This window comes from Cupriavidus sp. AU9028 (genome assembly GCF_019795295.1).
In the GTDB taxonomy this organism is placed as follows: domain Bacteria; phylum Pseudomonadota; class Gammaproteobacteria; order Burkholderiales; family Burkholderiaceae; genus Cupriavidus.
Map to the genome: position 1 here is coordinate 1 of NZ_JAIMCG010000002.1, position 22932 is coordinate 22932.

The window sequence follows — 22932 nt, forward strand, 5'->3', positions numbered from 1 at the left end:
AGCTCAAAAAGGTGGCGTTGGTGGCAGCCATGCGAAAAGTCCTTGGCATGCTCAACGCCATGGCCAAGCACCGTTGCCCCTGGAATCCTGCTCTTTCCGCTTGACCGGCAAGACGGTTGCTCTCCCCCGGCCCCTCTCCCGCATGCGGGAGAGGGGAGCAAACCGGGGCAAGGCTGGACCTTTGGCCCATTGTTGCGAAGGCGCGGGTGGAGTAGCAATAGCATTCGTTGTACGGTATCGTTGCTTTTTAGGCAACGGATGGCCGGACCATGGCACATGGAGGACGGGGCGCGCTAAGCGAGACGGCACGCGATACCGCGCTGCCTGCGGGCTTGAGCGAGCGGAGGCTGCGGTATTTCTATGCGGCGGTGACATGCGGGTCGATTCGCGCCGCCGCGGACAAACTGGATGTGGAACCGTCGGTGATCAGCCGCCAGATCCAGCAGCTGGAAACCGAGCTTGGCGCGACGCTGCTGGAGCGGCGGGGCCGAGGTGTCAGCGCGACCGAGGCCGCGCAGCTGGTGCTGGATCACTACCGCGAGCGGCTGACCGGCGAGGAGACGCTGCTGGCGAGGCTACGGGAACTGCAGGGCCTGGAGCGGGGCACGATTCATATCGTGGCCGGCGAAGGGTTCACCGACGAGTTGATCAACGCCGTGCTCAACCAGTTCTGCCAGCGCTATCCCGGCATCGACGTGACGCTCGAACTGATGAACGTCAACGAGGTCGTGCGGGCGGTGGCCGAGGACCGCGCACATGTCGGGCTTGCCTACGCGCCGCCGCCGGGAGCGGGCCTGCGCGTGCTGGCCTCGCGCCGCCAACCGGTCTGCGCGGTGGTCCGGCCCGACCATGCCCTTGCCCAGCGGCGTGGACCGCTGACCATTGCGGACCTGCTGGATTGTCCCGCGGGCCTGATGACCGGCGGGTTCGGCCTGCGGCAGCTGATCCAGATGGTCGAATTCAGCGAAAAGGTCCGCTTCCGCCCGGGATTGGTGTCGAACTCGATCGCGGCGCTCAAGCACTACGCCAGCACCGGGCTGGGCGCATCGTTCCTGCCCGAGCTGGTGGTGGTGCGCGAGTCGGCCGCGGGGCAGCTGGTGGCGCTGCCGATCCGCAACCGAATTCTGGAGGCCGCGGACGCGCAGCTGGTGGTGCGGGACAAGCGGCCGTTGTCGGCGGCGGTCAAGCGCCTGCTGGACAACCTTCGGGCGATGACGGTGGTGCGGTCGCCCTCGACGCCTCGGTAGCAACTCATCGATCATGACCTGGCGGCAACCGGAACTCTCCGGTTCCATGCTGCCTCGTCAGAGTGGATGGAGATGAGAAAAGGAATCCTTGCTCATCAGCACATCGACACGGTGCACCTTTGCCGCATCGGCCAGGATGGCGTTCATCCGCTCGCGGTCGCGGAAAATGTCTCCGCCACCACCCTCCACGTGTGCCTGGCGCCCGGCCAGATCGGGAAAAGCTTCGAAAATGGCGAAGCTGGTCTCTGAAAATCGGGCAGCGAACCACGGGCCGGTGGCGGGCTCATCCTCGACGCAAGCCCGGATGTCACGCAGCATCTGGACTACGGCATCCTCTTGACCGGGGCGGGCTTCGATCCGAATGAAGAATGCCTTGCGGCCTTCAGCACCCTGCTCTCCAAGAACCTCCACACCGCGGTGCGGTCGGGGGACAATTTCCGGCGCAGGGGAGAGAGAATCGATCGGCAGATGGGTCATCTTTGAGTCTCCTGGTTGAATGCGAGTAGTGTCGTGCTCGCACTTCCTCGATCTATGCTTGAACGTCGATATTTCTTGCCTGATCGTCTGGACTCGATGGGTCGTGCAAACGGATGTGTTCAAATTCCACATGGTCGACGAACTGAAGCATGCGCTCCTTCGCTACACGCGATCGCACCCTCAGGTGGAAGGCGTGGCGGTAACGCCCGTCCAGGGCTTTTACCTGTTCCAGCGTACCACCCCGAGTGAGGTGGAGCACACGGTGTTGAATCCGTTGGTATGCCTGGTCCTGCAGGGACGCAAGCGGGTCTCATCAAGCAGCGGTGTGTCGTCATACACCGCTGGAGACATGTTCATGGTGACCGGAAATGTGCCGATTGCCAGTCGGATCAGCCACGCCAACGTTGCCAACCCCTATCTCGCGTTAGCGCTTGACCTGGACCCAGCCGTGATCACCGATCTGGTGGTGAGCGAGTCCGAAGCCTATTCATCGCATCCCGCGCACGACACCAGCGGCGATCTGCGCGATGCCCTGCGTCGGCTGGTCATGCTGCTGGACCGCCCGGAATCGCTGGCGTTGCTCAAGGATGGCGTGGTTCGGGAAATTCATCATTGGTTGCTGCTGGGCCCCCAAGGCCGCGCCATCCGGAACCTGGGCCTGCCCGATAGCCATGTGCGGCGCATCGCACGTGCTGTCGCGATCCTTCGTGCGAACTACGCCCAACCACTACGAATCGAGCACCTGGCAGCGGCAGCTGGCATGAGCCGAGCAGCGTTCCACCAGCACTTTCGCGCGATCACATCGCTGTCGCCACTACAATTCCAGAAGCAGCTTAGATTGATCGAGGCGCGCCGGCTGATCTTGTCCAAAGGCAAACGCTTGAGCCAGGCCGCTCTCGAAGTGGGATACGAAAGCACCTCGCAGTTCAGCCGGGAATACAGCCGAATCTTCGGCCGACCACCGATCAAAGACAAACAGGCAGCATCGGACCGGTAGAGATGGGTTGACACGAATGGACGGCACGCTGTCATGCGGTGCCGGCGGCTCTTTTAGTGACCCGAAGACCATGGATCCCGTGCGCACGAGTGTCGCTGTGGGTCGTTAACGGCCGCACTTTTCTCGTCAGTTCCCAAAATGCGAATACAAAAGAAACAAGGCCCGGCAATGCCGGGCCTTGTTTCTTTCGCCGGACCGATTACTACTGGTCCAGCCCGTACCAAGCATCGCGCAGCGGCCCGACCCGGACGTTCTCGAAGTCGCCAGATGCCTGCAACCACTTCTCGACCGCTTCGCGCTGCTCCGCAGTGACCGAACCGCGCGCGGCGTTCAGCAGGATATAGGCGGACAGCTGGCCGTTGTCGATGGCGCCGGCCATCAGCAGACCGTTGGCCTCGATCGCGTCTTGCAGGAACCGGTCAAGCAGCGCTTCGGGGTCGCCCTGGCGAGCCGGTTCGGCGATATCCGCCATCACTTCGAATGCCAGTTCCTGATACTCGCCAATATGGAGCTTCTTGCGTTGACGGTGGTTGTAGCGGCGGGGAGACTTCATGGGATTCCTGGATGCTCGGTGAGAAAGGTGCAATTGTGCCAGTTCCCGAGTGTCACGAGCGCTTCACAGGGCCAGACTCGCTCCACCCGGGGACGACACCGACGGCATCCAGGAAGCCAGGGCCCTTTGTCCAGCCTCTTAAGCGGAGTCAACAGGCGCAAACCGCCCGTCCCGTGCGAGGGACCGCAAATTCGGTCATTTCTTCCTGCCTTTATCGTAATGCCACTTGACGGCGAAGAACATGCCGGTGCCCAACACGAGAACCTTGAACACGATAAAGACTATTGGAAACCAATCCATCATTTTGAGTATTTCCGGGATATGACTTGACACTGTTTAGTGTGAGAAGCACTCGCCCGAGGCGCTGCTTCCGCACCAGGCTGGGGCCATCGCGCCCCGGCAAGGGAACTGAACCCGTGTATTTGGCGGTCGATCAAGCACATCGCTCCGACGGTGACGCGATCGAGGACGGTGCTCGATATCAGGCGGTCGCAGTCTACAACAAAGCCGCAGAGTCGGTTTCCCCTACCCGCGAAGGCCGACTGGAACGCGTCTGCCTCCCTCCTGCCGGCATCGGCGCCTGGCTTTCCGCAAGGCCTTGCAACCAAACGATGACAGCAGGATTACAGACGGGGGGCAGGTGTCCCCTACTGCCGGGCGGCAGGCGTGCCGCGCCGGTTGCCGGCCTTGGTGACGGCCAGGGGCCGACCTCGCACCGCTTCGCTGGCGGCGGCAAGCTGCGCGACGAGCCAGGCCAGGCCGGCGTCCATCAGCGCGACCTTCGGTACGACCAGATTGATGTCGAAGCGTCCGAGCGGGACCGGTGCGGCGACGCTGGCCACGCCATACCGGCCGCCATGCATGGCCACCAGTTGTTGCGGCAGTGCCGCCACCAGGTCGGTCTCTGACAGCACCCCCAGCGCGAACAGGAAGTTGGGCACCGTCAGCGCAACACGCCGCGACAGCCCATGCTGCGCGAGCACGGCGTCGACGAAGCCAAAGGGGTCGCCCGCATCGGACACGACCAGATGTTGCAGCGTGCAGTAATGCTGCAGCGTCGCGGCGGCCAGGAAGGGATGGCCTGCCCGCATCGCAATGACGAACTCCTCCTGATACAGCCGCTGGCAGACGAAACGCGCGGGGAGATCGCCATATGGCATGACGCAGACATCCATTGCCCGGGTTTCCAGTTCCGCCAGCGCATCGCGCCACGCGAGAGCCGGCGATGGCTCGCCGTGGCGCGGCAGCAATTGCCGGATGCCGATGTCCACGTGAGGCGCCGACTGGCGCAGCGTCGCGAGCAAGGGCGGCAGCAGGACCGCCGCCACGGCGTCCGGCGCGCCGATGGTGAAGCGACGCACCGAGCGGGCCGGCTCGAACGGCTCCCCGCTTTCGATCAGGCTGCGGACATCGCGCAATACCCTGGCGACCGGCTCGGCCAGCTCCATCGCCCGTGCGGTTGGCACGACGCCGCGCGGGGTCTTCAGGAACAACGGATCGCCAAGCAGCCGCCGCAGCCGGCCCAGCCCATGGCTGATGGCGGACGGGGTCAGATGCAGCCGCGCGGCGGCGCGGCCGACATGGCGCTCCTCCATCACCGTCTCGAACAGCACGAGCAGGTTCAGGTCCACGCGGGAAAGATCGATCCGATTCAGCATATTGCTGAAATCATATCGGTGGCTTCAGGACCCGGAAAGCATGGATTCTGTCGATACGGCATCCCGCCGTAGCTGGATCGGCCAGCCAAGCCGAGCAATCTGGATATCCCATGACAGCCACACAGCACAGCCAGTTCGGCCCCCCGCACCTGGCATCGGCCGCTGAAGACGTGCAACCGACATCGCCGTCAACCTCCACCCTATCCTCGCTGATCCAGCGCACGCAGGACCAGGCCCGCGCCTTCAATGCCGGCCACATGGACCGTTGGTTCCGGATGATCCGGTTAGCCGACGACTTCACGCTGATGCAGCCGTTCGGCGGCGCGGCGACACACGGCTTCCATGCCACGCCCGAGCGGCTGGCACGGATGTCGAGCCTGTTTCGCAATGGCGATGCGAGGCTGGAAGTGGCGCAGACCCATGTATCGGACGATCTGATCGTCCTCGTCTTCATCGAACGGCAGCATGGGGAAGTCCATGGCCTGCCGCTGCAGGATTGGTCGCTGCGGGTGACGCAGGTTTACCGGCGGCAAGGCGGGGAATGGCAGCTGGCGCACCGGCACGCCGACCCGCTGGTGCATGAACTGGGAGTGCGGGAGGCCGCGGCCCTGGCGCGAGGGGATCTGTCGCTGGAGGCGATGCAAGCGGGGCTGCGGCTGCGGCGTTATGGATAACGGGAGCGTTGGCATGGCGGCGGTCGCGGGCGGAGGGGCGCTCGATGCCCTCTCCCCCGCCCCTCTCCCGGAACGGGAGAGGGGAGCACACCGACGCAGCCGGATGGGGCCCTGCCTGCCTGCGTTCCCGCGGGAGAGGGAGTCGCGAGGGAGGCCCGTCGCGCCGGCTACCCGCCAAACCCGGAACCACCACACACTGCCACATCTCCAACCTCTGAACCAGGGACCATACGCCGGAGCAGCCCGATGCCCAGCCACAGGACCTCGAATCCGCCAAGGCCGCAGGGCAGCGCCGGCATCCCGCACGCGGTGCCGGCCGTCACCACCGCGGCCTCGGACGGACCCAATCCGAACGCCCCGCCGGGAGCAGTGCCGCCCGGTCCGATTTCCGTTCCAGCGGAACCGGCGGTTACCCGGCTGCCCTGCCCCGATCCCGGCCGGCTGGGCGGATGCGCGGATCCGGACGATGTCTCTCCCGCGCAGCGCTACCGTGAGCTGTTCGTCGCCGTGCAGACCGGCGGCATCTTCGCGGACAGCAAGACCTTCCCGGACTGCGTGCCGCTCGCACCGCCGGCGGAAATTCGGCGACGCTATCGCCAGCTGCGCGAGCGGCCCGGCTTTTCCCTGCAGGCCTTCGTCGCCGAGCACTTCGCCCGCAGCCAGGTGCCGGACAGCCACTACGTCTCGGTTCCCGGCCAGACCCTGCACCGGCATATCGAAGCGCTGTGGCCGGTGCTGACCCGCGATCCGGTGGAGCACCGCCCCGGATCGTCGCTGCTGCCACTGCCTCTGCCCTATGTCGTTCCCGGCGGCCGCTTCAGCGAGCTGTATTACTGGGACTCCTTTTTCGTGATGCTGGGACTGGTCTGCGGCGGCCGGCACGACCTGGTCCGGGCCATGGCGGACAATTTCGCCTACCTGCTGGGCACCTACGGCATGATTCCCAACGGCACCCGGTCCTACTACCTGAGCCGGTCCCAGCCACCCGTCTTCACGCTGATGACGGAGCTGTTCGAAGCGCATGGCGTCCTCAGGGCGCGCTCGTACCTGCCGTATCTGCGCGCCGAACATGCGTGGTGGATGGACGGCGCCGAGCGGCTCGACCCGGGCACGGCACACCGGCGCGCAGTGCGCCTGCAAGACGGGACGCTGCTCAACCGGTACTGGGACGACCATGCGCGTCCCCGGGAAGAGGCCTTCGTCGAAGACCTGACGACCGCGCAGCGCAGCGCACGGCCCCACCATCTGGTGTTCCGCGATATCCGGGCCGCGGCGGAATCGGGCTGGGACTTCAGCTCCCGATGGCTGGACGCGGACGAAAATGGACAGCCGCTCGGGATGCCGACGATCAGGACCACCGCGATCCTGCCGATCGATCTGAACTGCCTGCTCTGGCATACCGAAACCCGCATTGCGCAGCTGAGCGAGCGTCAGGGAGACGAGCAAGGTGCCCACCATTACGCGGCGCTTGCCGATGCACGCCGGCGTGCCATCGAGCGCCACCTCTGGCGCCCGGCCAGCGGCGCCTTCGTCGACTTCGACTGGCAGCGCGGCATGCAGCGACCCGGGCTGACGGCGGCCACGCTGATGCCCTTGTTCGTGGGGCTGGCTTCCCACCAGCAGGCAGCGCGCATCGCCGCGACGGTGCGCGAGCAGCTGCTGCGCGAGGGCGGACTCGCGACGACCTGCTTGCGCTCCGGCGAGCAGTGGGACCGCCCCAACGGCTGGGCGCCACTGCAATGGATCGCCGTCGAGGGGTTGCGGCGCTACGGATTCCACGACCTCGCCCGCGCGATTGCCCACCGATGGCTGGTCACGGTGAGCAGTCTCTACCGGCGAGAACGCAAGCTGGTGGAGAAATACCGCCTGCGTCGCAACCCCGCCCGGGCGGTCGGCGGCGGCGGCGGCGAGTACCCCTTGCAGGATGGCTTCGGGTGGACCAATGGCGTGACGGCCATGCTCCTGCAGGCCTATCCCGACTCCCTGGCAAGCGCGGCGCCGCTGCCCGGCATCGGCACTTGACGGACGGCGTGGCGCGGCCATCAGCCGAAGCATTGGCGTGACATCGCTCCCCTGTGGTTCCGGCCCGCCCCGTCGATACGCTCGCCCCCTCCTCCAGTCTGGCCCTCACTGCTGTCGGTATTCAGCGACAATGCCCGACTTAAAGCATCTTTAACCTTGGTGGTTGGAACCCACAGGGAGCGGGAAAGAACTGTGGGTTCTGGCTTTACCCCTCAAGCTTTCCCGATCCGTGCCTCCTCGAATTGGCACACCTATGTGGAGAACAACCGATGTCGCTTGCCCATCTGCACTCCGGTGCAACCCACTATTCCAGCCGTGGCAAATCCGCGCCGTTGCCGCCGTGGATTTCGAAGCGAATGGACGCCCATTTTGTCGAGCGAATGGGCAAGCTCTGGGGAGGCGACCACCTCCTGCATGGCCGCATTCCGGGGCCGGACGCGCTGCATCTGAGCAGCAACGACTATCTGTGCCTGCTCGGCGAGCCGTCGCTGGTCCAGGCCCAGGCCAGGGCCCTGCTCAACGAGGAGCCCGAGCTGCTGATGTCGTCGGTCTTTCGTCATGGCGACACGCCGCAGCAGCAGGTCGAGCGCAAGCTGGCGGCCCTGATGCAGGCCGAGGACGGCCTGATCGCGCAGTCCGGGTGGGCGGCGAATGTCGGGCTGGTACAGTGCATCGCCGGGCCCGGTGTGCCCGTCTATATCGACATGAACGGCCACGCGTCGCTGTGGGAAGGCATCAGCGCCGCCGGGGCGCAGGCCGTACCGATCCGCCACAACGATTTCGGGCACGCGCTGCGGCAGATCGAGCGGATGGGTCCGGGCGTCATCATGGTCGACTCGGTCTACAGCACCACCGGCAGCGTCGCCCCGCTGGAGGAGTACGTCCAGGTGGCCGAACGGACCGGATCGGTTATTGTGGTGGATGAGTCACATTCGTTGGGAACCCATGGGCCCTCCGGCGGCGGACTGGTGGCGGCGCTCGGCTTGTCCGACCGCGTGCACTTCCGCACCGCGTCGCTGGCCAAGGCCTTCGCCGGCCGGGCCGGTTTTGTCACCTGCTCGACCGCGTTCAAGGAATTCTTCGCCGTGGAGGCCCGTCCCGCCATCTTCAGCTCGGGTCTGCTGCGGCACGAGATCGCCTGGTTCGACGCCGCCACCGACTTCATCGCCCGTGCCGACGACCGCCGGGCGCGCCTGCACGAGATCACGCGGTCGACCCGCGCGGCAATCACGGAACTGGGCTACAACATCAGCGACGGCAGCGAGCAGATCATCGGGCTGGAAGCGGGCACCGAGCCGCAGGTGATGGTGCTGCGCGACGCGTTGCAGCGGCGCGGGATTTTCGGGGCGGTGTTCTGTTCGCCGGCCACGCCCAAGAACCGGGCGTTGATGCGCCTGACCTTGCATGCGAAACTCTCTGCCTCCGATGTCGACCGTCTGATCTCGGTCCTGGCCGCGATCCGGGACGAAGTCAGGCTGTCCGAATGGTCCTCGACGCGCCGGGCGCGCCGCGGCCAGGCAAACTCCCCAGACGGTGCCATGCCATTACCCAGCAGGAATTCAGAAGCGCACGATGCAAGCCACGCATGAGCAAACCGCAGGCGGATCGCTGTTGGCACGGCTTGCCAGGGAGGCTTCGCGCGCCGTCTTCGAGACGGCATCGAGAACCACGTTGCTGGACGAGGAGAGCGTGGCGCGGCTGCGCCGCATCCAGATGGTGGGGGCGCTCGGCGTCATCGGGCATCCGCTCTACTACGTCATCTGGTCCTATGTCTTTCCACAGCCCTACGAGAACATCTGGCTGCGGCTGATCTGCACGGCACTGTTCGTGCCGCTGCTGTTCGCCTCCGCCCTCTCGCACAAGCGGTGGCTGCCGGCGTATGCGCTGGTCGCCATCACCGTGGGGATGCCGTTCGCCTTCATCTTTCTCTATCTGGAGAATCACGGGTCGCTGGTGTGGGCCGAATCGGTGATCATCGCGGTGGTGGTGCTCTACCACTTCAGCGCGGCGTTCGCCACCATCGCCCTGCTCTCGGGCGCCGCGGCCGCATTCGCCCTCTTTGCGGTCGCCGGCAATTCGGTGGCCGGCATTCCATGGGACTCGCTGCTGCTGCAATTGCCGGTGATCGCCTTCGTGATCGCGGTGCTGTTCGTCATCAAGCTTGACCGTCAGCTGCTGCTGGAACAGAAGCGGCGCGGCATGGCGGTGGCGCTGGCCACCGTCGCGCACGAGCTGCGCACCCCGCTGACCAGCCTGATGATGACCGCGGCGGGACTGAAGAACCGGTTGCCGCCCGCGCTCAAGGCCGACGCCGCGGACCGGCAGGCGCTGCTGCAGGCCATTGGCCGGTTGCAGACCGACCTCGCGCACGTAAACAGCAGCATCGATTTCCTGGTGGCCAACTCCAAGGACCCGAAGGCGGCCCCGCAGGAACGGTTCGACCTCGTCGCGGCGATACGGGAGAGCCTCGGGCGCTTTCCGTTCGAGCGTGGCCATCACGACCTGGTAACGCTCGAATGCGCGGAGCCAGTGATGGTGGTGGGCAACGCGCAGCTGTTCGAACTGGTCATCACCAACCTGACCAAGAACGCCGTGGAAGCCATCAAGCGGGCGGGCAAGGGGAACATTGCGATCCGCTGCGAGAACCGGCCAGGCAGCGTCCATGTGCTGTTCCGCGATACCGGCGCCGGCGTCGCGCCCCACGTGCTGGCCCGAATGTTCCAGCCCTTCTTCACCTACCCGGCGCATCGGGGCACCGGCATCGGCCTGGCATTCTGCCGGGACGTGCTGCGCAGCTGGGGCGCTTCCATTTCCTGCCGCTCGGTCGAGCACGAATTCACCGAGTTCGAACTGCAATTTCCCCGGCCGAAGGACTGAAGGGACTGCCCCGCTCCACCGGCGGCACCTTCAGTGACCGCGTCTTGCCAGCACCTCGTCGCGCGGGCCGGCGTCGACCACCCGGCCGCCCTCCATCACCACCACGGTATCGAAACGGGCCAGCAGGCTCGGGCGGTGCACCGACGCCACGATGCAGGCCGACGGAAACGCCTCGTGCATGCGGTCGAAGACCCGGGCTTCGGCGCGCGGATCGAGCGCGCTGGTCGGTTCGTCGAGCAGCAGCAGCGAACTGCCCCGCGCCGCCAGGCCGCCCCGGGCCAGCGCCAGGCGCTGCCGCTGGCCACCGGACAGATTGCCGCCGCGCTCCGTGATCGGGCTGGCCAGTCCATCGGGCAGGCGCTGCAGCACCTCGTCGAACCCGCCGGTATGCACCGCCGCCTGCAGTGCGGCCGGCTCGACCGGCTCGCCGAAGGTCAGGTTCTCCTGCACGCTGGCTTCGAACACCTCGGCTTCCTGCGGAATCAGCGTGGCCAGGCCGCGCAGTTCCGACCAGTCGATCGGCGCGCCATCGCGCAGCAGGCTGCCCTGCTGCGGCCGGTAAAGACCGGCGAGGGTGCGCAGCAGCGTGCTTTTGCCGCCGCCGCTGGGGCCGATCAGCGCCACCCTGGTCCCGCGCTGCAGCTGCAGGTCGACCTCGTGCAGACCGCCGCGCGCGTCGTCGGCATAGCGCCAGCTGGCGCCGCGCAAGGCGAGCGTGCGCCACGGCGCGTCCGGCACCACGGCCGGCACGGCCTCGTCCGGGTCGCCCGGCGCCTGCCAGATCGGCTCGGCGCTTTCGTAGTCGGTATGCATGCGGGCAAAACTCTGGAAATTCGCCGCCATCGACCCCACCACCGACGCGGCCTGCTGCGCGTACTGGTAGATCATGAAGACCGTGCCCAGCGCCACCGCCTGTCCCGGCTGGCGCTCCTGCAGTACGTAGACCACCACCAGGATCCAGGTCAGCCCCATGCCAAGCAGGTCCACCGCGAACCACTTGCCCTCGTTGACCATCACCGCGCGCCGCAGCGGCGCCATGATCGCCTCCATGCGCCGGCCCAGCAGCTTGCGCGACGCCCGCTGCAGCCGCAGGCCGATCACGGTGCCGGCATTGCCGACGAAGTCGAGCAGCGCGGCGGCATAGCGCCGCTCGGCATCGTTCTCGGCCCGCGCCAGCTGCATCAGCGTGCGATCGAAGCGCAGGATGATCAGCGCAACGACGATGTAGCCCGTCACCGCGATGGCCCCGCTGGTCTTCGACAGCAAGGTCAGCGCGACCAGGGGACCGACGAAGTTGAACATGTTCTGCAGGTAGACGAACTGGTTCTGCGCGAAGTCCGATAGCGCGCGGCTGGCCTGCACTACCCTGTGCTGCAGCTCGCCGGAATGCCGGCCGTCGCGCCAGGCGAGCGGCGCGGCCGCGATGCGCGCGTACAGCTGGTCGGCCAGGCGCTCGCGCACGCGCACGCCGACATTGCGCTCCAGCACCCGGCCCGGGCCGTGCAGCAGCCAGGACAGCAGGTAGATGCCGGCAAGATAGACGATCCAGCGGCCGGCGTTGGCCAGGTCGCCCCGTTGCAGGGCGTTGATCGCCTGGGCCGCCAGCCACGGCATGGTCAGGCGCAGCAGTTGTGCCGCCGACAACAGGCCGCAGGCGCCGAGCAGCTGCGCACGTACCCCCTGCGCGTGACGCCACAGCGCCCGGTAAAGTTCGCTCGCGGCGCTGCCCAGGCCGATGGCGCGGGCGCGCGGCGGCAGGTTGGAATCGAACTGCGTCATTCAGTCATCGCTCCGTTTGGTGCAGGGCCTGCACCGGCTGGCTGGCAACGGATGCCGTGCGGCATGTGCATCAAGGTGCGTCGCTATACCGCAGGTGGCATGCAGGCCAAACTGCTATTCTCTCCGACCACGAGACCATCCACTCAGGAGACGCCATGACAGCGCCCGTCCCCGGCAGCGCGGGATACGACACGCACGCCAGCCTGCTGGCGCAACGCTATGAAGCGCTGCGCTTCGAGGACGTCCATCGTCATGTGCTGCATCTGATCCCGCCGCAGCCGTGCATGGCCGCGGATATCGGCGCAGGCTCCGGGCGCGATGCCGCCGCGCTGGCCGCACGAGGACACACCGTCGTGGCGGTGGAGCCGACCGCCGCGTTGCGTGCCGAAGGCCAGCGCCTGCATGCGGGCATGCCGATCGAATGGACCGACGACTCCCTGCCGGCGCTGAACCGCCTGCGCGAGGCGGCACGCCGCTTTGACCTGATGCTCTTGAGCGCCGTATGGATGCATCTGGACGAAGGCGAGCGCGCCGAGGGGATGGCATCGCTGGCCGAGCTGCTCGCGCCCGGCGGCGTGGCGATCCTGTCGCTCAGGCACGGCCCGGTGCCGGAGGGCAGACGGATGTTCGATGTCTCGGCGGAGGAAACCCTCGTGCTGGGCGGCCGGCATGGCCTGCAGCCCTGCCATCGCGGCACCCGACAGGACATGATGGGCAGGCCCGACGTGCACTGGAGCCTGGTGGGACTGAGAAAGCCGCAATAGCGGCCGTCGTTTGCCTGTGTCGTGCGAGGCGAAATGGCGTCGGTCGGTTGGACCCGGCTCTTTCCGCCGCAGCACGCGCGTCAGAACGCGACCGTTTCTCCGGGCTGCGGCACGACCACGCGCGTCGCCGCGTCCTTGCCAAGCGCCGCCTCGAACTGTTCAGGCGTCCCGCGGGCGTTCGGGCTGGTGCCGTAGTGGATGGGAATGGCAAACCGCGGCCGGATCAATTCGCGCACGGCGATCGCCGCTTCCTCCGGCCCCATGGTGAAATGACCGCCAATCGGGATCAACACGACATCAGGCCGATACAGCTCGCCGATCAGCCGCATGTCCGCGAACATCGCAGTGTCGCCCATGTGCCAGATGCGAAAGCCGTTCTCCAGCTCGATGATGTAGCCGACCGGCTCGCCGCCATAGTGGGTCTCCTCCTTGCCTGTGGCCGGGTTCTTCCACGCCATTTCCGAAGAATGGTCGGCCTGCACGGCAACGATACGGATGCCGTCCGGGCCGAACGGCGTCACCATGCTGCCCTTGTTGAACCGCTGCGATAGCGCGTCGGGCACCAGGCCGAGGCTGACCAACGTCCGGCTCATGCCGCCGCCGTTATAAATAGGCACGTTGTGCATTTTTGCGAGCGCCGGCGCATCGCCCAGGTGGTCGGCGTGTGCATGGGTGACCAGGAGCAGATCGACCTTGCCGATCGCGCTCAGTGGCTTGAAGGCTGGGGGTGTCTTCGGGTTGCCCGTCAGCCAGGGATCGATGACGATGACCTTGCCACCGGGGCTGGTGATGCGCACCGCCGCCTGGCCTAGCCAGAGCACTTCGGTCTTGCCGGTCACGGCGGCGGCGGCCCGGGGTGGCAGCCTTGCGGCCGACGGCGCAACCAAGCTTGCAGCGGAAGCCGTGGCCGCACTACCGTCGTTCCCCGGGGAGGCACAGCCGGTCTGGAGGGCGCTGGCCGCCGAGAGCAGAGCCAGCAGGACGGGACGTAGCAAGTGCATGGGCGTTCCTCGCTGTCGCGCGGGTTGACACCAGTGCCCCCAGCAGGGGGGCTTGTGCAGTATTGGCGGGCGAACCTGTACTGTCAAGGCAGGCCGGCCGCGCCCTGGCCTGCGCCCATCACGATGTCAGTTCGACAGCCGGCGGAAATCCCGATCCAGCCGCGCCAGTGCCGCATCGATCGCGGCACGACGGCTCTTGACCCAGGCCTGGTTCTCGACGATGCGCTGCCTGGCGGCGCCGAGCATGCGCGCCATCTCTGCCTGCTGCGGCCCGCCCTGCGTAGCGCGGTGCTTGACGATCGCGCTCGGGTCCAGGGTGGCACGGAATGCCGCCTCGCCGATCGGCAGTTCACCCAGGTTGTACTCCTTGCCAGCTTCGCGATAGATGCGCTGCGCCTGCGCATAGGGAAACTCGCTGGGCCGGATGTTGTTGGCCTTGGCGTATTCCACTACCTCCGAAGCGAAATGATGGCCGGCGCGGAACGGCACGCCGTGCTCGCGCATCAGCGTATCGGCCAGCTCCTGCGACGCGGTCCAGTCGCTGTTGAGCTCCTCCAGCGCGCGCTGGGGGTCGATCACCAGCGCCTTCAGGATGCGGTCCCATTCGCGCAATACACGGGTGCCGCTCTCCACCATCGCCGCGTTCGCCTTGACGTCCTTCGCGTCGGCCATGCCCGGCGGGATATTGTGGGCCTGCCACACCGGTCCCATCGCCAGCGTGATCGCCGTCGAGGCATGGCTGCGCGCATTGTTCAGCAGGCCGGGATTGCGCTTCTGCGGCATGGCGCTGGACACATAGGTATTGCCACCGCCTTCCTGCAGCAGGATCCAGGGCCGGGACTGCGCGTATTGCGTCATCACGTCCTCGACGAAGCTGCCGGCCTGCAGCGCGATGGTCGTCACGATGCCGCCGACCTCCACCGGATACTCGGCCGACGAAATCTGCGCGGCGTCGTAGGCGTTCTCCACCACGCCGGCGAAGCCGAGATAGTCGGCCATGCGCTTGCGGTCCAGCGGCCAGCTGGTGCCGTTCAGCACCGTCGTTCCCATCGGTGAACGGTCCACGCGCGCATACGTCTCGCGGATGCGCTGCGCGGCCCGCTCCAGCCCGGCGGCATGACCGAGCAGGTAGTGGCCGTAGCTGTTGGCCTGCGCGGCGACCCCATTGGTGTAGTTCGGCACCATGGTCTGGGCATGCCGCTCGGCCAGGCCGACCAGCGTGCCCGCCGTTGTGTCCAGTTGCGCCGCCAGCGCCAGCAGGTTGTCCCGCATGATCGCCGCGCGATAGGTTGCATGCATGTCCTGGCTGGAACGCCCCGCGTGCAGCAAGGTCGCCTCGACGCCAGCCGCACGAATCAGCATCGGCTCGAAGGTGATCACCGTGGAGGGCCGTTTCGCCCCCGGTTGACGACCGTCTTCCAGCACCTTCGCCAGGCCGGCCGCAATGCGGGGCGCAACGCTCCTGTCCAGCAGGCCTTGTTCGGTGTTGATCACGGTTGTGGCCTTGTTGATCTCCCCCAGCCAGAAGAACTCGTCGCGCTGAGGTTGGGGTGCGGCAGCGGCCTGCGCCCGCGCCGAGGCGCCGTGGAGGCACGAGATGGCGACAGCGATGGCAGCAGCGCGGGAAAGCCAGGAAGTGGTCATGAGCCGTGAGGAAGTGTTGTGAGGACATCCGGGAAACCGCGCCCCGGCCATGACGGCCGGTCACCCTGCCGATGCCGAAAAGCAAGCGCATGTCGCCATGTCCGGACTGGAATTATTTCCGGGCCATTTCCATTTCGCAATTCAGGTTGACCACTATGCGCAGGGCGGCCCATTCCGGCTCGTGCTACGTCGAACCGCGCAAGCCAACGGGAAACACGGCAATCAGGCAGCGCAGGCGCAAGTCGCGCCCCCTTTGGCACATCGCTTGCTTATGGCCGAAAAGACTGAAAAATGGGAGACGAAATGGTGAGTGCAATTGTCGTAGAAGATCATCCACTGATTGCTCTCGGCTTGCAGCAGATTCTCGAAAACACGAGCGGTGTCGAACAGGTCCAGCTGATTGAACCGTCCGCGATCGTCGATATTGCGCACAGCCTGGCACCGGTACTGGTCGTCTACGGCATGTCGGACCAATCGACCCACAATTGCGATCTGCTGCGACGCCTACACAAGCGGTTGCCCAATGCGGCGATCTTGCTGCTCTCGGACAATATCTGGACGGGGATGCCGGACGGGTGCGGCGTGGTGGACCATCTGCCCAAGACGGCATCGATCGACCGGATCGAAGCGGCCATTGCGCGCGCCTTGCCCTTGCCGGGCCGCGACCGGCAGGCCGCGCGCCGATGCGGCGCCGCGGCGCCGGTATATCCGAGCACGTGCCGGGGCATGCTGCGGTTCGCCTAGCCGCGCATCGTCAGCAATATCAACGACGCCGGAGCCTGACGCGCACGCCGTTTCCCGAGCGGATCGTCACGCGCCCCACCACCTGGGGAACATGCTCGGCCACTGCTTCGACTCGGTAACGCCGTACGATCGTCGCGAGGATCAGCACCGCTTCCTGCGTCGCGTAGGCAGCGCCGATGCACACGCGCGGCCCCTTGCTGAAAGGAATGTAGGCACATCTGGCGGACTCCTTCCCCGCCGGGGTGTCGAAGCGCTCCGGGTCGAAGTCGTCCGGCCGCTCCCACAGCGAGCGATGCCGATGGATGAGCCACGGCGAGATCAGGATCGGCGAACCCTCCTTGACCTCCTTGTCGCGGATGCAGGCCGTCTGCATCGCCTCCCGTACGAAGAAGCCGACCGGCGGATACAGCCGCAGCGTTTCCCGGAAGACGTTGCCGACGGCCGGCAGGCTCTTGATGTCGCCCAGTTCGAACGGGCGATCTCCGACCACCGCCAGGATCTCCTCGTGCATACGGTCCTGCAGGTGTGGGCAGTTCGAAATCAGATAGAGCGCCCATGTCAGCGCGCTCGCCGAGGTCTCGTGCCCGGCGAGGAACAGCATGCAGACCTGATCGACCAGTTCCTCGTAGCTGAAGCGGTCGCCGCTGACCGGATCGCTGGCGGCCATCAGGCCGGCCAGGATGTCCTCCTGCCCGCCTCGCTCGCCGCGCTCCCAGGCATCGAACCGGCGCTTGATGATCTGCGACAGGATGGCCCGGATTTTCGCGGCCGCACGCGCGCTTGCACGGCGTGCGAAGAACGCGGGCAGGCGATAGATCATCAGGATCATCGCGCGCTGGGCGTGATGCTGGAAATCGAGGAAAGCGTCGTAGATTGCCTTCGCGTCGGCTTCCTCCAGATTCTCCGACAGGATGGTGCGGAAGATGATGTCGGCCGTCACATAGGTCATCTCTCCATCCACCTCCCAGGAGCGGCCGTCTGCCACTGCATCGAGGCGGGTCACCATGCCAGCGACCGAATCCGCCATCAAGGAGAACACCAGCTTCAGCCGCGCCTGCGCGAAGGCCGGCTCGACCAGGCGGCGCTGCCGCTCCCAGGTCGGACCGTTGGTGGTGAAGATGCTGCTGCCGAGCAGCGGCTCCAGCATCCGGTGCATCAGCCGATGCTTGGGGTACTCGCGCGTATCGGCCAGGATTTTCCGCACCCAGTCGGCGTCGTTCACCATGAAGATGTCCATGCCCGGCTGGGAGATCTTGCCCATCTTCATGGAATAGCTGCGCTCGAACAGCACGTGAATCCATGAATTCCAGCCGCGCAGGAAGCGCAACAGGAACGAACTCTTGCGCACGTGCGGCTTGGGGTACGGAGGCTGGAAAGACATCGCTGCGACAGAAAGGATCAGAATGGCCGAATGCGGCTTGGCCCCGCCGTCATCCGGAAGTAGTCGTACTCGTTGGGCAAGGCACTGGCCATCAGGTACTGGAAATGCAGGCGCTGCTTGCTCAGCTTCATCCTCGCGTACTCCCCCTTGCCGAACATGCGGAAGGGTCGCACCACCAGGCGCAGGGGGCGGCCAGCGTTGCCCGCAATACCGGCAATCTCCAGCGGACTGACCTGTGCGAAGCAAAGCGAGTCCGCGCGCGCATTCATGTCAAACCACTGCATCTCGCGCTCCTGCCCGAGGCGCCGCAGCGATGCGCGGAAGGCCGTGGCGGTGGGAATCAGGCCAAGCAGCGGGATGCACTGGCCCAGCGTAATCAGTGTCATCGTTCGCCGCTGCTCCGGCGGCAACGCGTCCAGCAGCCGAGCCGCCAGCGACGTCGCCACGATGGAGCCGACGCTATGGCCGATCAGCAACGCCTCGTCTGCCGGCGAGCGCTGCAGGTCCTCTCGTATCCACGCCGCCAGTTCTTCGATACGGCGATCGAGCTCCGGCTGCTCGCGTACGCCCCAGCCGTGGACGCAGCGATAGGTGCGCAGCAGCCAGAAGACCGCGAGCCGATTGCCCAGGGACATCCCGGACCAGATGGCACCACCCGCAACGGCAAGCGCCGCAGCCGATGCCGCAAGCGGAGGAAGCGCGGCGCCCAGCAGCGCAAGGACCGCGGCGCCGGCGCCGAGGCCCAGCAGCAGGACCAGCGCGACATAGGCGACCGGATAGAGGGCGCTATAGAACGGCCCCCGAAATCCGCGCCGCAGCCGGGCAAAGGCGCCGCAGCGCGCATAGCCAGCATAGCTTGCCATCGCCGACCACAGCAGCCGCAGCAGATTCGGCTCCCACTGGGAACGGACCAGATCGTCCCAATGCAGGAACTGGTATTCCGTCACGACCTCGTGGGCGCCCCATCGGCCCGCGACGTCCCAGCCGCTGACGTGCGGGCCCCGGCGTGATCGGGCACCCACCTCCACCCTGCCATCGCCATGATGGACGGACTGCCGGGCCGCTTCCTCGCGATACAACCGATGATAAAAGGCGGCGCCGCGTGGATCGAAGCCGCTGACGTAGTAGACCTTGCGACGCCGCACCTGCGCCTGGCTGGCCGGCTCGCTGGCGTTGGTTTGCATTGTCGTCATAGCGTGCGGTCGTGCAGCTTCTTCTTCAGGATCAGGTCCACCACCGGCTGCTCCCGTTTGTTCGCGCGCCGGCAGTGGTCCTTCTGGAACTTGTCGGTCAGCCAGATCACGGCCTTCGCCCACCACAGATGCTGCTCGCGCCAGGCGTGCGAGGACACCGACTCCCAGGCGTAACCGTTGAAGACGGTCGCATTGACGAAGTGGTCCAGCGCCCGGACGCCCGCGCGGCCCCGCTCGGTCTTGCCGAAGAAGCCGACATAGACGATCAGGAGGTAGCCCGCCAGAGCAAGGGGCACGATGAAGACCATCAGCAGGAAGCCGGCGATTCGTTCTTTCATATAGCGATTGGACGCTTTGTCGCTTGAGCGGGCGTCAGCCCGCCAGCCACGCGTAAGCCGGCTGCACGAGCGACAGGATTCTCGATACCTCGATCTGCGGGAACCAGTGCGGATCCACGGCGAGCAACGCACTGAAGCAGGCGACGCGCGCCGGCCACCGCCTGTACCACCCTGCCCGCTGCCCCGCACGGCCAACGCGCTCGTCCGCGTAGAACGAGGAGTTGATCTGCGAGGCGTGGATCAGATAATTGCGGAAACGCCGGAAGGCGGGAACATCCACCGGAGGCGGGTGCTTCCAGAAGCTGTCCAGGCTACCCTGATAGGTCAGCCCTGCCTTGTCGTAGAAGCACCGGCCCAGGACGATGACAGGCACGCGGTGATAGAGCGCCTGCAGTCCGGTCGTTGAGTTGATCGTCACCACGCCGTCGCAACGCTGGAGCAGACTGGGCAAATGCGCATCGTGGACATAGACCACGCGATCTTCGACCTCATATCGATACGCGGCGGCGCGGATGACCTCGGTGTAGTCCCGGTGTCCCCGGTCCATCGGATGATGCTTGATTACCAGCATCGTGCCGTCCGGCGCATGATGCGCGAACGAATGGACCGTCCATTCGATGAAGTCCTCGATCCGGCGCCACGGGCTGTAAAGCCGTATCTGGCTGTCGTTGTGGACCTGCAGCGCAACCAGGTAGAACGGCGCGTGACCGTCCGACAGCAGCTGACGAACGATAGGCCGCTCCAGCTTGCGGTACAGCCGCTTTCGATAGGCGGCGCGCAGCCAGAAGCCAACCTCCCGCAGATGGAAGGGTTTGTGGTGACGGTAATCGGGATAGCGATGCTGCAGTGCCAGCCCTATCAGGAAATAGCAGAAGGAGTACCAGGCCATCCTGCCAAAGGCATGACTGAAAGTGCGGCCCTTCGGTTCAGCGGGAATCAGCGGCATTTCGTCCAGATCGACGGCGGCAAGCGGTGAGGCAGCATTGACTCCACCACGCTCGAGCGTGACGTAATCGGGACGGAGATACCCCTCTTCGAACACCCAGAACGCGAGCCCCAAAGACAGCGCCAACCGTTCCGCAATCCGATGGTGACGACGGGCGCTACCGAAGACAACTATCGCCTGAATGCCGAGCCGCTGAACGAGATCATGCAGAAATGCCTCCCACTCCGGCATCGGCCGGGCAAACCGGATGACATTGGCGCCACGAAAAAAGAGGTCGTCGCCCCCATTGAAGTTGACCTTCCATACCTTTCGGTCCGCACGTTCAAGAGCGTCGCGCAAGCGTGAGAAGAAGGGACCATTCGGTCCTTGGAGGAATAGCAATCTCGAGTGGCGCATCAGCTGATCCAGCGATGCCCGCTCCACCAGGCCCCGGTCTGCCACTACCGGCGTGTTGACACGCCTCGTCTCACCGGGCGTGGCAGGAACGGACCCCCATTTGCCGACGGGCTGTCGCCCTGCGCCCATTTCCCGAAATGACAACATCGTTGCTACCCCCGCACCGTTGCGACGACACGGATCAGTTGGCGCGCTTTGCGCAGTTGCTTTGCGAACCACGTGCTCTCGAGCCGTGAAGTACTGCCCGGCCGAATGGAGGCAAGATGCTGTACCACGTCCTCGACGGAGCAAAATCCGTCGACTCCGGGAAGCCGATAACGCGGATACAGACACAGCGCGGCATACACCAACTGGTCGAGCGACAGACGGCGCTGTCGGTGAGGCAACGCGAAGTGGTCGACTGTAAGACCCCAACCCGCGTAAAACGGTCCGCCATGACAATGGACTACCTTTCCGTGCAAGAGCGCCTCGAAGCCAGTCAATGACGTCATCGTATGGACCTCGTCCGCAGCGGCAATGCAGTCCCCAATGTTCGCCTCCTCAGCCACTTCATCGGCCAGTTCGCGTATGTCTTCCGGCAGCACCGCACCGCGCCGATTTCCACTGACGACGTCCGGATGCGGCTTATAGATGATCCAGGCGGCGGGATTGGCACTGCGGGTTACCCTCAGCAGTTCCAGGTTGCTGGAGACCACCGGAGAGCCGGCAAGAACCGACGCGTCATCCTCAACCTGGCCGGGCACCAGGATGATCTTCCTGCCGGCGCTCGCACGAGCGGGGCGGAATGCTCTCCCGACGTTGTATTTGCTGATCCGGTTGCGAAGCAATGTCTCCCGGAGGAGCAGGGCCCGCTGTTGCTGCGCGTCGTCCAGCTCGACCTCGGTCAACAGGCGCTCGAGACGGCTACCCGAGAAGGGATCGTAGTAGATGCCCGGCCCATCGATCGCCAGCGAAAGCGGCGCATGGAGATTGGAACCAAGTCCGATCGAGCGCACGAACCCATCCTCCACGCGCAATACCGGGATGCCGAGTACAGCGGCCTGTCGTGCAAGCTCCGGGAACCGGTTGCCCCAAAGGACGATACGCGTGTCTTTGGGCAGCATGGCAAGCTGATGGCCATCGAGCCGACGGACGAATCGAAGCCGGCTGGATGGCGTCCCGAGGAAGGGCTTGATGACGCTCCGCTTCCACAGACTCATTCCCACGCAAACGTGTGTGCCGCGGCTCTCGTCGTTGATTGCCTTGTTGCGCGCGAGCCAGTCTATGAGTTCGAAAAGACTGCCAGGTGCGCCGGTGGCCGGGTGGATGTATCGCGCGTACTGCAAGTACGCAGCGGCAAACAGCTCCTCCAGTCTGCGAGGGCTTGGCCGACGTGCCCGCAATGACTCCATATCTGCATGGCGATCGTCGGTCAGCCCCCAGCCGGCATACCACGGCTTTCCAAACACGGTTACCGGCTTCCCCAGCATCAGGGCTTCAAAGCCCAATTGCGATGTGGCAACGTAGATGTGGTCGAACTGGCCAAGCAGGCCGAGGGGACACCCGTCTTGTGCAAGCAGGTGTACCCGTGCATCCTGGGCCTGCGTCGTCAGGTTTCCCTTTTTCTTTCCCGAAATGACATCGGGGTGCGTCTTGATCCAGATCTCGGCATCAGGGTGCTCGGTTCGCGCGGCATCCAGCATGTTCCCGAAGGTGCTGGCATCGCATCCGCCGAGCAGAATCGACATGTCTTCGGCGGTCTGATCAATGACGAGGACGCGCCGTTTTCCACTCCTCGGCGCAAGAGTCAACAACGGCGCCTTGTTGTATTTGGACAGACGGTGCTGTTTCACCAGGTCCATTGCGCGGCACGCCGCGGCCATAAGCTCCGCGTCCATAGTGCCTTCCGCAATAAGAACCTCCAGTCGCGACGGTTGGCTTGCGTCATAGTAGATGCCCAGATCGTCCACCACGAGCGATAGTGGCTGGGCCCGCTCCACTCCCAATCCAATCGAGCGAAGGAACCCGTCCTCCAATCGAAGGATCACCGCGATGCCTGCCCTTCTTGCGAACGCCTCGGCAGGAAGCGCGGTTGCCCGCTTGCCCCATACCGCGACAGCCGCGGCACCAGCACCGCCTTCTGCCTGGTGACGCACGAAGACAACGTCCCTGCCCAGAAAGGACGGCAGGTTCCTGATCCTGCGGATTCCTCGCGAGCAGACGAGAATGGGGCCCGGTCCTGCTGGAGTCACGGGTGGGGAT

General features: G+C 65.6%; 20 protein-coding genes. 9 read left to right on the forward strand and 11 right to left on the reverse strand.

Annotated features, from left to right (window positions below; genetic code table 11):
- The first annotated feature begins 269 nt into the window (after positions 1–269).
- Positions 270–1247 (forward strand): LysR substrate-binding domain-containing protein, encoded by a 978-nt coding sequence (locus K6V06_RS02375; protein WP_222239989.1) that lies wholly within the window; start codon positions 270–272, stop codon positions 1245–1247.
- A 57-nt stretch (positions 1248–1304) separates the two neighbouring features.
- Here the strand turns inward: K6V06_RS02375 and K6V06_RS02380 are convergent, their stop codons facing one another.
- Positions 1305–1724: a putative quinol monooxygenase gene (locus tag K6V06_RS02380; RefSeq protein ID WP_222239990.1), complete on the reverse strand. Its 420-nt coding sequence runs from the start codon at positions 1722–1724 to the stop codon at positions 1305–1307.
- Positions 1725–1782: 58 nt separating this feature from the next.
- Between K6V06_RS02380 and K6V06_RS02385 the strand changes: the two genes are divergently transcribed.
- Positions 1783–2721 carry an AraC family transcriptional regulator gene (locus K6V06_RS02385; protein ID WP_255581538.1) on the forward strand — a complete coding sequence of 313 codons (939 nt, stop codon included), beginning with the start codon at positions 1783–1785 and terminating at the stop codon, positions 2719–2721.
- A 202-nt stretch (positions 2722–2923) separates the two neighbouring features.
- On the opposite strand, the gene K6V06_RS02390 is transcribed toward K6V06_RS02385, so the two are convergent.
- Together K6V06_RS02390 and K6V06_RS02395 are read right to left on the reverse strand one after the other, a co-directional pair.
- The gene (locus K6V06_RS02390) at positions 2924–3274 is read right to left on the reverse strand and encodes a YggL family protein (protein ID WP_222239991.1); all 351 of its coding nucleotides are present in this window, start codon (positions 3272–3274) and stop codon (positions 2924–2926) included.
- Between the two features lie 647 nt (positions 3275–3921).
- Entirely contained in the window at positions 3922–4932 is a 1011-nt protein-coding gene (locus K6V06_RS02395) for a LysR family transcriptional regulator (RefSeq protein WP_222239992.1), read from the reverse strand.
- Between the two features lie 110 nt (positions 4933–5042).
- On the opposite strand from K6V06_RS02395, the gene K6V06_RS02400 reads away from it, so the two are divergent.
- From K6V06_RS02400 to K6V06_RS02415, 4 genes are all read left to right on the forward strand, one after another.
- On the forward strand, positions 5043–5606 hold the full coding sequence (locus K6V06_RS02400) for a DUF4440 domain-containing protein (protein ID WP_222239993.1): 564 nt from the start codon (positions 5043–5045) through the stop codon (positions 5604–5606).
- A 246-nt stretch (positions 5607–5852) separates the two neighbouring features.
- Positions 5853–7628, forward strand: a complete 1776-nt coding sequence (treF, locus tag K6V06_RS02405; RefSeq protein ID WP_222239994.1) for an alpha,alpha-trehalase TreF — start codon at positions 5853–5855, stop codon at positions 7626–7628.
- Positions 7629–7897: 269 nt separating this feature from the next.
- On the forward strand, positions 7898–9217 hold the full coding sequence (gene cqsA / locus K6V06_RS02410; RefSeq protein WP_222239995.1) for an alpha-hydroxyketone-type quorum-sensing autoinducer synthase: 1320 nt from the start codon (positions 7898–7900) through the stop codon (positions 9215–9217).
- Positions 9201–10505, forward strand: coding sequence for a HAMP domain-containing sensor histidine kinase (locus tag K6V06_RS02415; protein WP_222239996.1), 1305 nt, complete (start codon positions 9201–9203; stop codon positions 10503–10505). Before cqsA ends, K6V06_RS02415 begins: the two co-directional genes overlap by 17 nt.
- A gap of 30 nt (positions 10506–10535) precedes the next feature.
- On the opposite strand, the gene K6V06_RS02420 is transcribed toward K6V06_RS02415, so the two are convergent.
- On the reverse strand, positions 10536–12284 hold the full coding sequence (locus K6V06_RS02420) for an ABC transporter ATP-binding protein (RefSeq protein ID WP_222239997.1): 1749 nt from the start codon (positions 12282–12284) through the stop codon (positions 10536–10538).
- Positions 12285–12439: 155 nt separating this feature from the next.
- Here K6V06_RS02420 and K6V06_RS02425 point away from each other — a divergent pair, with 155 nt between their 5' ends.
- On the forward strand, positions 12440–13048 hold the full coding sequence (locus K6V06_RS02425) for a bifunctional 2-polyprenyl-6-hydroxyphenol methylase/3-demethylubiquinol 3-O-methyltransferase UbiG (protein WP_222239998.1): 609 nt from the start codon (positions 12440–12442) through the stop codon (positions 13046–13048).
- An 80-nt stretch (positions 13049–13128) separates the two neighbouring features.
- Here K6V06_RS02425 and K6V06_RS02430 read toward each other — a convergent pair whose 3' ends face one another.
- Positions 13129–14049: a metal-dependent hydrolase gene (locus K6V06_RS02430; protein WP_222239999.1), complete on the reverse strand. Its 921-nt coding sequence runs from the start codon at positions 14047–14049 to the stop codon at positions 13129–13131.
- 126 nt (positions 14050–14175) lie between these two features.
- Positions 14176–15693: a lyase family protein gene (locus tag K6V06_RS02435; protein WP_222240000.1), complete on the reverse strand. Its 1518-nt coding sequence runs from the start codon at positions 15691–15693 to the stop codon at positions 14176–14178.
- A 49-nt stretch (positions 15694–15742) separates the two neighbouring features.
- On the opposite strand from K6V06_RS02435, the gene K6V06_RS02440 reads away from it, so the two are divergent.
- Positions 15743–16003, forward strand: a complete 261-nt coding sequence (locus tag K6V06_RS02440; protein WP_222240001.1) for a hypothetical protein — start codon at positions 15743–15745, stop codon at positions 16001–16003.
- Positions 15997–16437, forward strand: coding sequence for a DNA-binding response regulator (locus K6V06_RS02445; protein WP_222240002.1), 441 nt, complete (start codon positions 15997–15999; stop codon positions 16435–16437). Before K6V06_RS02440 ends, K6V06_RS02445 begins: the two co-directional genes overlap by 7 nt.
- Positions 16438–16456: 19 nt before the next feature.
- On the opposite strand, the gene K6V06_RS02450 is transcribed toward K6V06_RS02445, so the two are convergent.
- The 5 genes from K6V06_RS02450 to K6V06_RS02470 form a co-directional block, all read right to left on the reverse strand.
- Entirely contained in the window at positions 16457–17818 is a 1362-nt protein-coding gene (locus K6V06_RS02450; protein ID WP_222240003.1) for a cytochrome P450, read from the reverse strand.
- A 17-nt stretch (positions 17819–17835) separates the two neighbouring features.
- Entirely contained in the window at positions 17836–19011 is a 1176-nt protein-coding gene (locus K6V06_RS02455) for a hypothetical protein (RefSeq protein ID WP_222240004.1), read from the reverse strand.
- Positions 19008–19349: a hypothetical protein gene (locus K6V06_RS02460; protein ID WP_222240005.1), complete on the reverse strand. Its 342-nt coding sequence runs from the start codon at positions 19347–19349 to the stop codon at positions 19008–19010. The genes K6V06_RS02455 and K6V06_RS02460 overlap by 4 nt, the downstream gene beginning before the upstream one ends.
- A 34-nt stretch (positions 19350–19383) precedes the next feature.
- Positions 19384–20634, reverse strand: coding sequence for a capsule biosynthesis protein (locus K6V06_RS02465; RefSeq protein ID WP_255581539.1), 1251 nt, complete (start codon positions 20632–20634; stop codon positions 19384–19386).
- Between the two features lie 209 nt (positions 20635–20843).
- The gene (locus K6V06_RS02470; RefSeq protein ID WP_222240006.1) at positions 20844–22922 is read right to left on the reverse strand and encodes a capsular polysaccharide biosynthesis protein; all 2079 of its coding nucleotides are present in this window, start codon (positions 22920–22922) and stop codon (positions 20844–20846) included.
- Between the last annotated feature and the right edge of the window lie 10 nt (positions 22923–22932).